At 45.3% G+C, this 12,226-nt stretch carries 19 protein-coding genes; 1 reads left to right on the plus strand and 18 read right to left on the minus strand.

Annotation, left to right across the window (positions count from 1 at the left end; all coding sequences use genetic code 11):
• Positions 1–10: 10 nt before the first annotated feature.
• The 16 genes from ACFVSO_RS10860 to ACFVSO_RS10935 form a co-directional block, all read right to left on the minus strand.
• Entirely contained in the window at positions 11–562 is a 552-nt protein-coding gene (locus ACFVSO_RS10860) for a hypothetical protein (RefSeq protein ID WP_387473118.1), read from the minus strand.
• A 280-nt stretch (positions 563–842) separates the two neighbouring features.
• Positions 843–1,298, minus strand: a complete 456-nt coding sequence (locus tag ACFVSO_RS10865) for a GNAT family N-acetyltransferase (RefSeq protein WP_387473120.1) — start codon at positions 1,296–1,298, stop codon at positions 843–845.
• 56 nt (positions 1,299–1,354) lie between these two features.
• Positions 1,355–1,768, minus strand: coding sequence for a hypothetical protein (locus ACFVSO_RS10870; RefSeq protein ID WP_387473122.1), 414 nt, complete (start codon positions 1,766–1,768; stop codon positions 1,355–1,357).
• 98 nt (positions 1,769–1,866) lie between these two features.
• A complete protein-coding gene (locus ACFVSO_RS10875; protein ID WP_387473124.1) occupies positions 1,867–2,412 on the minus strand; it encodes a GrpB family protein in 546 nt (181 codons plus the stop codon).
• A gap of 16 nt (positions 2,413–2,428) precedes the next feature.
• A complete protein-coding gene (locus tag ACFVSO_RS10880; protein WP_387473126.1) occupies positions 2,429–2,992 on the minus strand; it encodes a histidine phosphatase family protein in 564 nt (187 codons plus the stop codon).
• Between the two features lie 12 nt (positions 2,993–3,004).
• Positions 3,005–3,418, minus strand: a complete 414-nt coding sequence (locus ACFVSO_RS10885; RefSeq protein WP_387473128.1) for an NUDIX hydrolase — start codon at positions 3,416–3,418, stop codon at positions 3,005–3,007.
• 13 nt (positions 3,419–3,431) lie between these two features.
• Entirely contained in the window at positions 3,432–4,091 is a 660-nt protein-coding gene (locus ACFVSO_RS10890; protein ID WP_387473130.1) for a hypothetical protein, read from the minus strand.
• 57 nt (positions 4,092–4,148) lie between these two features.
• A complete protein-coding gene (locus ACFVSO_RS10895; protein WP_387473132.1) occupies positions 4,149–4,640 on the minus strand; it encodes a cysteine hydrolase family protein in 492 nt (163 codons plus the stop codon).
• Positions 4,637–4,768: a hypothetical protein gene (locus ACFVSO_RS10900; protein ID WP_387473134.1), complete on the minus strand. Its 132-nt coding sequence runs from the start codon at positions 4,766–4,768 to the stop codon at positions 4,637–4,639. The genes ACFVSO_RS10895 and ACFVSO_RS10900 overlap by 4 nt, the downstream gene beginning before the upstream one ends.
• An 80-nt stretch (positions 4,769–4,848) precedes the next feature.
• Positions 4,849–5,556: a hypothetical protein gene (locus ACFVSO_RS10905; protein ID WP_387473136.1), complete on the minus strand. Its 708-nt coding sequence runs from the start codon at positions 5,554–5,556 to the stop codon at positions 4,849–4,851.
• Between the two features lie 15 nt (positions 5,557–5,571).
• Positions 5,572–6,036 carry a hypothetical protein gene (locus ACFVSO_RS10910; RefSeq protein WP_387473138.1) on the minus strand — a complete coding sequence of 155 codons (465 nt, stop codon included), beginning with the start codon at positions 6,034–6,036 and terminating at the stop codon, positions 5,572–5,574.
• Positions 6,037–6,216: 180 nt separating this feature from the next.
• Complete coding sequence (locus ACFVSO_RS10915) at positions 6,217–6,963, minus strand: SDR family NAD(P)-dependent oxidoreductase (RefSeq protein ID WP_387473140.1); 747 nt, start codon at positions 6,961–6,963, stop codon at positions 6,217–6,219.
• Positions 6,964–6,996: 33 nt separating this feature from the next.
• Entirely contained in the window at positions 6,997–7,683 is a 687-nt protein-coding gene (locus ACFVSO_RS10920) for a VOC family protein (RefSeq protein WP_387473141.1), read from the minus strand.
• A gap of 187 nt (positions 7,684–7,870) precedes the next feature.
• Positions 7,871–8,017, minus strand: coding sequence for a hypothetical protein (locus ACFVSO_RS10925; protein ID WP_387473143.1), 147 nt, complete (start codon positions 8,015–8,017; stop codon positions 7,871–7,873).
• A gap of 18 nt (positions 8,018–8,035) precedes the next feature.
• On the minus strand, positions 8,036–8,722 hold the full coding sequence (locus tag ACFVSO_RS10930) for an HAD family hydrolase (protein ID WP_387473145.1): 687 nt from the start codon (positions 8,720–8,722) through the stop codon (positions 8,036–8,038).
• Positions 8,723–8,842: 120 nt separating this feature from the next.
• Positions 8,843–9,139, minus strand: a complete 297-nt coding sequence (locus tag ACFVSO_RS10935; protein ID WP_387473147.1) for a hypothetical protein — start codon at positions 9,137–9,139, stop codon at positions 8,843–8,845.
• Between the two features lie 194 nt (positions 9,140–9,333).
• On the opposite strand from ACFVSO_RS10935, the gene ACFVSO_RS10940 reads away from it, so the two are divergent.
• A complete protein-coding gene (locus ACFVSO_RS10940) occupies positions 9,334–10,413 on the plus strand; it encodes a T9SS type B sorting domain-containing protein (RefSeq protein ID WP_387473149.1) in 1,080 nt (359 codons plus the stop codon).
• Positions 10,414–10,525: 112 nt separating this feature from the next.
• Here the strand turns inward: ACFVSO_RS10940 and ACFVSO_RS10945 are convergent, their stop codons facing one another.
• Together ACFVSO_RS10945 and ACFVSO_RS10950 are read right to left on the minus strand one after the other, a co-directional pair.
• Complete coding sequence (locus ACFVSO_RS10945; RefSeq protein ID WP_387473151.1) at positions 10,526–11,134, minus strand: response regulator; 609 nt, start codon at positions 11,132–11,134, stop codon at positions 10,526–10,528.
• Positions 11,135–11,138: 4 nt separating this feature from the next.
• Positions 11,139–12,221: a sensor histidine kinase gene (locus ACFVSO_RS10950; protein ID WP_387473153.1), complete on the minus strand. Its 1,083-nt coding sequence runs from the start codon at positions 12,219–12,221 to the stop codon at positions 11,139–11,141.
• Between the last annotated feature and the right edge of the window lie 5 nt (positions 12,222–12,226).

The raw sequence follows: 12,226 nt of genomic DNA on the forward strand, positions 1-12,226 counted from the left end.
GATAAAGCAATTAGTTATCTATTTGAACGTCGATCATCTTGGACCAGCTTAAGTCATTGCCCAGCCAGCCTTCTTCGATATGCACATACAATAGCTGCGTATGCTGCCATTGTTCGATCTCTTGATCCGAGTTGAAATACGCGCGAAGCTTGTAGATCCCCTTCTGAGCAGGCGCCCAGATCCCATAGAACGTGTCTCTTTCCCATGTGAAGAGATTGTTCGTCGCAACCGCATCTACGATCTTGGGCTCATCCTTATCCACCAGTACAATGTTGGTCGGCACAAAAAATCCAAGCTCCTCGTCCTTGGCATCATACGATAAGCGATTAATTCCCGTAATGACCGGATAGATGAGATGGGTACTGTCGGTCTTCTGGATGAGCATGATGTCGAGCATATAGTCCAAATCCATTTTCTGATTTATGTTTTTGCTTACGCTCGCGGACAGATGAATATCAGCGGGGCTTGATTGTGCTGTCGTTGTCGAATGATAGGCATAGAAGCCTGCGGATAGGATCAGGATGACCAAAAGCACCGCCAGCAACAGACTCCTGTTGTTCATAGGCATAATCCCCTCTTGTCGTTGTTCTAGTTTATTAGAACGTTCCAAATCTGCAAGAAGTTACATCATTCTCTATAGAAATTTTTCATAGATGGTAGGGTTGCATATCCCTCATCTTGAAATGGTCGGCATTAGCGGTTGATGTAGTGGTTTGCTAAGGAGAAGTGCTGCGATGGCATTAGGTAGACTACGGAAAGCATTACTCTGAGGAGACGAGGACTAGTAACGATTGGTGTGTCAGGCTTTTACAAAGGGACAATAGATTGAACACGGCTAGGGGTTAGTCGGTTTCTTTTTTCATATGAATAGAATAGGGCTTGAAGCCGATAGACGACCAGAATGCACGGCCAGCCTCGTTTTGTTGAAGCACATCTATGGCAAGGTTGCATCCATGGGGGAACAATTTTTCTTCCAGCATGGCAAGGCCTTGTCTGCCTAATCCCTGCTGGCGGTACCGCCGGTCGATCACGTATTGGCGTATAAAAACTTCCGTCTGTTCCGGCCGATGGTTCTGCGAACGTTCTTGATACAGTGCATATCCGACCGGCTCATCGTTCCGCAGCAGGATCGCCGCTTGCCACTCCGTCTGCAGAAAAGCCGTCATCCGCTCGACAAGTTGATTGAGCTTCATCGGATTGGCGCTGCCCTCGTCTTGAATGAGTTGTTGATTCATCTCTGCCAATAGCGGAGCATCCTCTATATTCGCAAGTCGATAGCTTATAGTATGATTCGGCATCGCTGCATCTTCCTTTGATCGATAAATTAGACTCACTCATTAAGTGAACTCTTATTTTAGATATTATAATCTTCTTCGATTACGATTGGAGCCGCTTGGATCGAGGTTACCGTCTTCGTTCGTTTGTAATAGCGCAGTTCTACTTGAGCGCCTTCTTCAATATGGTCGAATTGCTCATTTGGGAGACGATAAGTATATTTATCACCTTTTGCATCAGTAACATAGATCTTATTGTGCCTTTTCTCCGCCAACGTACCGACAAAGCTTTGCTTATCCTGATAGATAAGATCCAAGCTAATCATGCCGATCACAAATAACAGGACTGGAATGCCCGCAAAAAAAGCGAAACTCAAGATAGCCGGATGATTGTTAGCTAGATTAAACCATATGAAATAACAAGCGATGATAATTGATCCAATCGATGAATACAAGGCTCTCCTCAAGTTTTTTGCCGCCTTGCTATCTTCCATAGAAAAGCATCCCCTTTCATTGCCCGATCGCCATGTTACGGTCAGTTGATGAATTCATCCTAAACGGTAGGCAATGCCAAGAGCATAGAACTCACCTCTTAGACATCGGTTGGAGCTGGTTGCCAACCCGTTTGTTGTGACCAGAGATGAGCCTTCTGCAGGATATCCCAAACAATCGGCCCTTTGCCTTCTACGTACTGAGGCCGGTCATGATAAAATTTACGGAAAAGCTTGTGTTTCTCTTCCGTATACCGATCGCAATCTTGCGGGTGCGTGCGCAAATAGTCTCGAAACAATAATGACAGCTGCTCCGAGTAACTGCCGTATTGACGCACATGAACATGTGTCCTTCGATGGCCTGGCAGCTCACGGAAGTATCGTTTGCTCTGATCGGGATTATCAGGGCGAAGCATAAAACCAGCAGACTCAATCTCATTCTGGTATTGTTCCAGATTCTTATAATCCGGTACCGAGATTTGAATATCGATTATCGGCTTCGCAGCAAGCCCCTCTACTGACGTAGAGCCGATATGATCAATTCGAATAGCTTTTTCTTGCAAAGCCTGTCTAAGTAACTGACCGGTTTGAAGGAATAACTCCTTCCATACTGAGCTGTAAGGGGCTATCGTCCACTGATCCTCCATATAACTGACCCCCTTTCTAATCGCTTGGCCATAAGCGGATTGTGTACTGTAAATGTGTTTCTGCAAAGACAAGTTTATAGATATCAGGCATCGATAACGAAGCCCAGAACGGATAATCATACTGAGAATCATATTGCTGCATCATAAGCGTCATAATATCCCCATGAGTTCCAATGGCGAGCTTTTTCCCTTTGTTCGCGGACAAAATATGATCAATTACTTTCACTGCGCGAGTTTGCGCTACAACACTCGATTCCCCTCCTGGGAAAGCAAATGATTTCTCCGCATAGAGTTTTCTTTTGGCATCGAAAAAAGCTTCCGGCTCAAATTGCCCCATGGCCCGCTCTCGCAAATCCTCATAGAGCGTAATCTTCATGTTTTGCTGCTCGGCAGCCGGACGAATCGTCGCTATGGCTCGTTCATAGGGACTGGAGATGAAAGCATCCAAGCACTCACTTTCCAATAAATCTTTTACCAAAAAAGCGTGTTTCTCGCCTTCCACAGTTAAACCCCTGCTTCTCTCCTCGCCCTCAGCATATATGGATTGTGCATGTCGAACCAAATATAGAATGGTCTCCATTTGGGTTCTCCTTTAGTCAGAATCGATGATTGTCCATACACCATTCCTGTGAAAGTCATCGTGTATCGCCTCAGGCAGCAATTCCGTTAACTGCTTCTGATCTGCCCATACATAGGCCGAGTGCTCCTCCGATAAGGTGACGGCATCTTGTTCTGTGCTGCAATGATACGACAATAAGATGATCTGGCGATCAGGGCCAGTTTGAAAAGTCGTCGCGTACATCAATTTTTCTACGGTGATCTCAATTCCTGCTTCTTCCATGACTTCACGAATAAGTGCCGATTCCAACTGCTCGCCGAAATCAACCTTGCCGCCCGGGGTTTCCCATTCACCTGCAGCGACTTGATCCTCATCGGAACGCCTCATCAATAAAACTTTTCCATCACGAATAATAATGGCCTTAACGACAACAACCATTTGATTCATACCAGACCTCCAGCTATGTAGATGTGTGCTCCCTTTTTTCTACTCTGAATTTGCACATGAACCAAGTTTTCAGGATGCATTCAGCCGAACAGTGCTTCGACACCTTATGCAGGTATGCAAAGTCTGACGGCTTCACCCGAATTTGGAACAGCGGCTTTACAGGTTCGAGACTGATCCATTCGTCAAAGTTGAGCAGCCCTTTGCCTTGCTTCTTAAATGATTCACGCGGGAGCACATAGACTGCGCCATCACACCAAGGATCATTATGATAGGTTTCCTCGCTCAGCGAGAAGAAGTAATAGCGTTGATCCCCGGATTCGATACAGCCATTACGAAAATTGACATTCAGCTTCTTGCGATTGAATACCGCATAAAAAATGGGCCATATGCCGTCAGAGGTTGCAAATACGGCCTCCGTCATCTGACCGGTATATAACGTTTGTGGTCTAGGTACGAATTCCTGTATCTCCGCTGCGTTAGTGCCATGGAACAAAATCGGATGTTGGCTGGACAAGTATTGCAAGAAACGATCCACTTGAATCGGTTCATCCAACTGACAGGTTTGAAGCAATACTGCTTCCTCATAGATATGAAGATACCTTTTAAGCTCAGCTTTATCAAATGACGGTTTTGCCCCTTGAAAGAACAGCTTTCGCCACAGCAGAGATCTCATAATCATCCCTCCGTTTACTGGCAGCCCATAGGTGGAACGCTTATGCCATGCCTTCGGTTATGAGGATTTCAGCATGAGCTTTATGACGGGATGGGAAACGACATGGCGGTCACGATATGCTGCAGCAATGGAGTCTTCATGCTCGCTTAATACGCCTCGCTGGAGAAGCGCTGGCGTGAACCCTCTTTCACTCGCCCCATTGTAAGTGAACAGTACACAATGTTCCATCGCAAAGCCGGATATGACCACAAAGTCAACGTGATGATCCCGCAGAAGCTGCTCTAGCTCTGTCTGCCAGAAGGAGTTGGAATATAGCTTGGTTACAACCATATCCGACGGTTCCATCTGAATTGCCGGAATTGTGGCATATTGTTCCTGATTCGTCTCGTCCTTCCCGTCCACATCTTGCACATGAACAATTAGCTGGTTGCTGGAACGAAGCATAGCCGCAACATGATTAATATATTCACAAGCGCTATCCACACGGGCAACGTCCACTTGCTTCAGATAAATCTCCTGCATATCGATGACAATGAGTGCGATGTTCATTCTTGTCTTCCGCCTCTCTTCTCGTTGATGTAGATATCAAGTGCAATAATTCCGCGCTTCGCCAATCGAATAAACATGATCAGTGCTATAAAAACGAGTACGACACCCGCTAAATATACCAATAGCATAATAAAAGGCCACCCTATAAGTAAAGATCGATCCATGTTAATTTCCCCTCTCGATAGGTTTACTGAATGTCACATAGACATTATGAATTAGATTGCACCTCCATGCGAGGCTGAAGAAATTGCTTTAGATTATTTGAGGCATGGAAGGAATAATGCTGTCCTTGAAAAGCTAACCAAAACACCTCGCCGTCCGGGCGAATCAACAATTCTAATCTCCGAAACACCTCTCGATAATTCTCGGTGTCCTGATGCAGCAACAGCCTCCACTCATCTCCTTGTTGCTGGTATGAATATTGTTTGGCGGGAGTGGATTGCTTAATGGTTTCATAGAGCTGACTCCCTTCTTCATCATGTTCATGATAGGACCAATAGATGGTTCCCTCTGGATTCTGGAGCAAGAGGCTGAAGCCTTGATTTGATTCTTCTCTATCGATCGTTAAGTAAGTGCTTATCTGGTCACGCGGATAGAACCAATCCTGCACCATGCTATGGAGTGGAATAAACTCGATGAGATAGACTGCAATGCCAAGAATAATGACCCGATGCTTATAGGTTTTGTTTTGCTTGGCATTTCGATAGAACAGCCATGCCAGTAGTACGCCTATTGGTACATGCAAGCCATTCAGGATAAGACGAAAAGGCGTAAGCAGCAGATACCCTGCCGTTTTCCAGCCCAAGCTATGTTCATCCGATCGCTCAGTTTGCTTCCATATCAGGATCAACAGAATCATTACCGGAATAGCTATGATCAAGGATGGCACAACCAAACTCCAATAATAGTAAGCCATTGCTAGCCTCCTGACCTATATCCAAGTCCGATAATGACCTGCTTTGACTTCAACCTGATGTTGATCTGCCCATTCTTTTAAACCTTTCATGCCCTCATCATGCTCGCGAAAGGCAAAGCATAAATAAGTGGGCACGAAACGTTTGCCTCGCGGTACGATGCCGATCGTCGGGAAGAAATAACCTTGTATGACGATTTTATCAATATCCGCAGCTTGAATTCCCCTATTATAGAGGGCTATGGCGTTCTCCAGCAGCTGAAGATGGCGGGGTTTAAATATAATGAGTTGAATTACAACAGTAATAAACCAAGCTGCATGTACGGAAAAAGCGAAACTGATTAAAATGAGAGGAATTAATGAATCGGGCAAGTTTATTCGGAATAATAGCGTTAAGAGTAACCCGATCATCAAAAGTCCATAAGGAATTACAGCAATGCTTCCGAATGGCCTTTTTATAGCATACTTTCGCTCCGACTCCATTCTTATCCTCCCTCGCTCTGTAGTGCCTCTTCTTCATAGGGATACGTTCATATTTGCATACAATTCCGGCGCGATGCCGACGAGAATAAACCGTTCATGATCAAGCTTGATTTCACCAAGAATCCTTGTAGATATGGTGAAGTGCATCACTCTTGAACCCATAGCTTTGCTCCCTTTGAATTAAGCTTCATTATAGGTGACAATCTGGCCATTGGAATAATGGTTTTCAATTATTCTTTGCAAATGCTGGCTTAACGCCTTCGGTGTGATCAATTGGCCTGCATCATGCACTTGCCGGAATAGTGAAGCCATGGCAAAGCTGTGCTCATCCTTACTACGGGCTATGACCTGCATCTCCGTATCGACCATACCTGGAATGACAGCTATCACTTCCACAGGATTCATCTGGTTCTGCTGTTCCAGCCCGACACATTGTGTGAACATGTTCAGCCCCGCTTTGGCGCTGCAATAGGAACTCATTCCCGGCGCAGGATAAGAGCCTGATCCTGATGTGATATTTACTACTTTACGCCTCGCATGGATATGCGATGTAGACTTTATGAAAGCTGAAGTCAACATCATCGGCGCAAGCAAGCCAATCTGTATATTGTTAATAAGATCATCTGAGCTGCATTGCTCGATAGGAAGCAGCGGTTCTAGCATGGAAGCGTTATTGACCAGGCAAATAAACTCCGCCTTTCTCTCCTCCAGCCTTTCGCAAATTTGATTCACCAGTCCCTCGATATCCGTTAGCTTGGAGAGATCAAATGAAAAATGCTGATACGTTCCATAAGAAGCCAGCTCCTGTGGTGTTCTCCGTGCTATGCCGTAAACATTAGCTCCTTGCTCCAGTAGATCCTTTGCTAATTGTGCTCCGATTCCGCTTGTGGTTCCCGTTATGATAAAGTGACGTGTTGGTAGTGTCATTAGTATCCTCCTTTGAGAGACAAGTGCGTTAGCTCAAGATTTATTCGTTATCAAGATCTGATACGGATGGCCGGGGAGCTGAAAGCTATCCATGTTAGAACCTTCCACTTCAACAGTGAGCGGAAAAATTTTGACCGGTTTATCGGAACCAAGCCAGTTGCGTTCTGTAGAGGAGAGAATAAACAGTCCCTCTTCATCTCCAATTGGGGCAAATAGCTCATCCGAGTTCAAATACACTTGCTCCTGCAAGAAGGTGGTCAATACCGCTGAAACCTCCGTTACATCCGTAACCGGCAAACCGATTTCACTGATGCCAAGCAGATCGTTAAAGTTGAACTGCATTTCCCCTGATTCTCCAGTTAGAAGATGACGAGCTATCAATTCAACGATATTGCCTGCCGGGTCATAGAAATAGATAGAGTCTGAATTCCAACTGTTTGAATGAACGACTTCCCTGCCCTCTACGAGATTTATTGCAATAACAAGCTCTCTAATCCATTGGATCGCAGAATCTAATTTGTTGGGTGTCATGTTAAATGCAAAATGGTAATAGGGTATGGTTTCCCCATGATGAACTTCAAACGTTAGCACAGAATTGCCGCATTGCAAACGAAGCACAGTATCGGAGTATTCTAGCACTGGCATTCCAAGCTGTACGTGATAAAAATGTTGTTGCTGATCTAACTGGCTCGTCTGTAGAATCACTTCTTTTATTCGCATGCTCCGTTACTTCCTTTCTTGACGATATGGATGAAGTTGTCTGTGCGTCAGGCAGTAGTTCCCTTTAGTCTTGCTTCGAAAACATCTTTAGCAGATCTTCCGAGCACTTTGAATATTGCCCTGCCTTTATACCCGCCATTCCTTCGCGTAATCATGTCATACTATTCGATCCCCATTGCTTTCCTCCTTAGCCCTGTTGAGCTGTCAGGTCGGATAGGAAGCTTGACGCTACTGCGTACGTCCATTCGACATTCCATCGCGCTGCATTAAAAACATCAATAAATAAGGCTACACCATTCTCAAAATCTTGTGGTTTGTAGACTCGCAGATTCATCTTCTAAAATCTCCCTAATTAAGTATTGTTGTTCTCATTTCCCCTATGCAAAATAGATAAGACCTCGTTCAAGTCGGAACATACATAATCCGGATGGTAGCCGTCAGGTTGCTGCTTGTTTAGACGATTCAGCCAAATGGCCTGTATGCCAAGCTGTTGCGCACCGCTCACATCACTTACAATCGAATCTCCAATATGGATCACTTCATGTGGCTGTAAGTTCGTCCGTCGCAGTGCTTCCTGGAATAATTCCGGTCTTGGCTTATAGGACCGTACATCTTCACTCGTTAATACCTCGTCCGCTTCAATGCCATGATAACGGACCGCTTCAGCAATATCGGCAGAATCGATGTTGGACAAAATATAAATAGTTGTCCCCCGAGTCTGCTCCAGGAATGGCGGTGTATCTGAATAAAGCCTTGGCTTCCTCCAATGGTCAAATTGAATTTGTATTAGTTCCTCTGCTTCATCAGCAGAATGAAAATGCTCCAAGGTGTTCCTGAGCGATTCAATGCCAATCGATCTTTGTGTTTGGAAGGTGCCGCCATAACTGTTGCTGAAGATGGCCGAGAAACTTTTCCACCAGTAGTTGCCTATCTCCCGCTGACTGCAAGAGATGGAGGCAGATTGTTGAATCTGTTCATAAATAGCAGGCAAAATATCATCGTCTTCATGAACTAGCGTCCCATAAAAGTCCAGAAACAAGGCTTTGTATCTCACATTTCACGCATCCTTTCACCCACCATTTATACTAAAGCACTAAGATCCCAGTAAACACATAACCCACCGGTGGCAGTTAACCATTGGTGGGTTATGGGACTTCAACTATAACATTCGGCTAAGCATCATTCTGACCGAATAATAAATGAATGCGATTGCGAGAAATCCAGCGGCCATAAAGAGAACGGTTCTCCACCCGAATGAACTCTGTATGTAGCCGAAGGATACCTGTTGCTGCATATAATCGACGGATTCGTAGTTTTTTACAACGTCAGGTACATACTTCTTAGTCGCGGTATATCCTTGAATCACCCCTTGCACGACTTGCCATATGACACCGACTATCAGAATAAAGAATGAGATAATAAGCGATTCCACTGCCAATGATTTATTAATCATCATATATTCCTCCGTAGATTATCTTCCCGATTGCCGGTTCTGATCGAGTTCAACATCTTGCTCCCTATTGTACCATCATATTCCAGCGTAATGAACCATTTATTTTCCTTAATAGCTTAAATTGGATCACATCCGCAACTTTTCAAATATTAGCGGGTATACACCAAATGTAGGGGATTTTGATTCATTAAAGGAGAGTGACCATTATCAAAAAATTTCTATTGGGATTAATCTGCGGCATGGCGATACTCGTCTTCACAGCTGCCGCTGTATCGGAGGAGGTAAGAGCGAAGTTAACGCCCGTATATGTCAACTTTCATGTAGGCGGGGAAGATCATACGCTCGCTTCTGAGGACACCAAAATTCTGAATTACAAAGGTTCCCTGTATGTGCCGCTGCGTTCCTTCTCTAATGAATTGGGTGCTTCTGTCTACTATACGGCGCCAACCAGCAGCGACCGGGCACAGGTGAACATTTACTACGAAGACGATCGTGATCTAGCTCTGAAAGACAAGGATGGCTACGTCAGTCTGGGCAACCTGAACGTTCGTTTTGCCTTGGATGATGATATGCCTGAAATTAAAGGTACGGTCAAGATTGATAAAGTGATCCCTAAAGACCGTGATATCGTCCTATCCATTCTGGACAGCAAAGGCAACACGTTAGGCGTGAGCAGCGCTATCGAGCCTTATGATCCGTATCATGTGCCTATATCCCAGCTCCAGCAAGGGGATACCATCAACTTCAGAACATCCTTCCCTTATATGGCTACGCCAGATAAATATACATTGAAGGTGGATGTGGTGAAGAAGCCGGATTGGTCTTACAGTCAAGGGTATGTAGGTTCAGTAACAGGTGCAGGCGGATTCTATGGTTATCCGCTGAACCCTGCGCTTCATCATACGAATTATGAAAGTAAACTAGGCGGAACTACACCTATTGTTGTGAATGTCATTAATATTGGCCAAGAAGATTCTGTCATCTTAACCAAGCCGCTTACGCTCAGTGTTGAAATTTCAGATAGCAATGGCAAGCTTCTTCGCACACTTACGACTAAGCCATTTACTGGTGAAATTCTATGGAGATATGGTTCAATCCGAACAACGATTCCTTGGGACCAAAAGGACAGCTCTGGCAAGAAAGTAGCCAAAGGCGAATATCATGCTAAAATCGTAACGACGGATGCTGAAGGATACTACAAAAATAATCCGGACAAAATCATTAAATTTGATCTGCTTTATTCCATGCAAGCAGGCATACCGCTATTGCTTGAATAGCAAAAAAGCTTCCCGCACCGTTATCGGTTGCTGGAAGCTTTTTTAGTAGGCCATGTTAGCTCTGTTGCCCGATCTCTCCTTCGCACGGTTTCCCAATCAGCATCAACCCACTTCAGAGTGATTTTCTCTGCCAATAATAGATCGCCAGCTGCGTGCGGTCGCGCAGCTCCAGCTTATCCAATATGGTCGTCAGCATATTGCGCACGGTCCCTTGGCTCAAATATAGCTGCTCGCTAATTTCTTTGTTGGACAAACCTTGCGACACAAGCTCCACGATGTCGGACTCCCGCTCTGTTAATCCCTGCAAGGCGTCTCTGCTCGGTTCCATGATCGTCTTTAACACATCGGGACTTAGAACGGTTGTTCCAGATGTGATCGCCCGAATATGATCCGCCATTTTATCAATCGTTGACGACTTGAGCAAATACCCTTCCGCTCCTGCTTGTAAGGCAAGTCTAATATTACGTTCGTCCTGAAAAGTGGTAAGCATCATAATCGAGATAAAGGGATATTGCTGCTTGATGATCTTCGTGCTTTCAATGCCGTCCATAGTCGGCATCTGTATATCCATAAGGATGACATCAGGCTGCAGATGGCACAATTGAATTGCGTCCTGGCCGTTAAGCGCCACGCCGACCACTTCAAAATCATCTTCTTTCCCAAGCAGCAGCTGGAGACTTTGACAAACAAGCGGATCATCGTCAACGATTAGCAGCTTCATCCCTTCACCCTTTCTCTCTTAGCGGGAGCACACAAACCAGCAAAAATCCATGGTTTGCGCTGACCGATAAGCTCCCTCCCAAGGAGCGCGCCCTCAACTGCAAGCTTCTCAGGCCGCTTCCGCTCTGCTCTTTTTTCTGTATCGTTCCGTTATCTTGCACAAGCAGCCGAACAATCGATTCGGCGGCCTGGACCTTCACGACTATCTCCGTAGCATCGCTATGGCGGGCTGCATTCGTTAAAGCTTCCTTCAAACAAGCTTCCAGAAGCCCCCAGTGATGCGCGGGGACAAACAGCAAATCACCTGATTTCTCAAATCGGACCTCCACTTGCGGAAAGTTGCATGCGACATACTCCAAATTTTCGACACCAATCAAGGCAATTGGCGTTGCATTATGTACGGTTTCTCTTAAGCTTTTTGTACTGTGGTCCAACCGACGTTTCACTTCCTGAAGAAGTTTATGTGCTTCCTCGGGCTCTTGGACATACTCATACGCTTGCAGAGCAAGGGCTGCGCCAGTCAAATCATGGCCTAAGTGATCATGCAATTGCCGAGCCATCCGGTATCGCTCCATTAGCTCTGCCTGCTGCGATACAGACTGGTTGGCTGCTAATAAGTCCGTTTTTATTTTCTCCAGCTCATATCTGGCTTTGCGCTGCTCATCTGCTTCCTGCTTGTACTTCTGCAGGTTTTGCAACGATACATAAGAAAAGAGGCCCAAAAACAATGCAAGCACCAAGTGCCAGAGCAACCATTCTGGAGAGAAAGGCGCAACAAATAAAGCTATGAAGAATAGCAGCGCGAAGTGCCATTTTCCTCGCAGAGCCAATTCAAATACAGGCAGCGACAAACCATAATATGCGATGGAGGTATAGGGAAAATAAAGAAAACAGACGACCGTATCTAATAGAATGCTCCACACCGGCAACTTGAAGCGCCAGCGCATGCTTGTAAATAGCAATATTAGAAGGATCAGAATGAAAACAGATGAAGCGTACTCGCCGCTCGCCCATAGATAAACCAGAAAGACAAGGTTAAGAATACGCCAGCCATTAACGAATCGTATGGGTTCCGTGAAAGATTTCATCCTTC

It is taken from the genome of Paenibacillus sp. NPDC057967, assembly GCF_042887015.1.
GTDB lineage: Bacteria > Bacillota > Bacilli > Paenibacillales > Paenibacillaceae > Pristimantibacillus.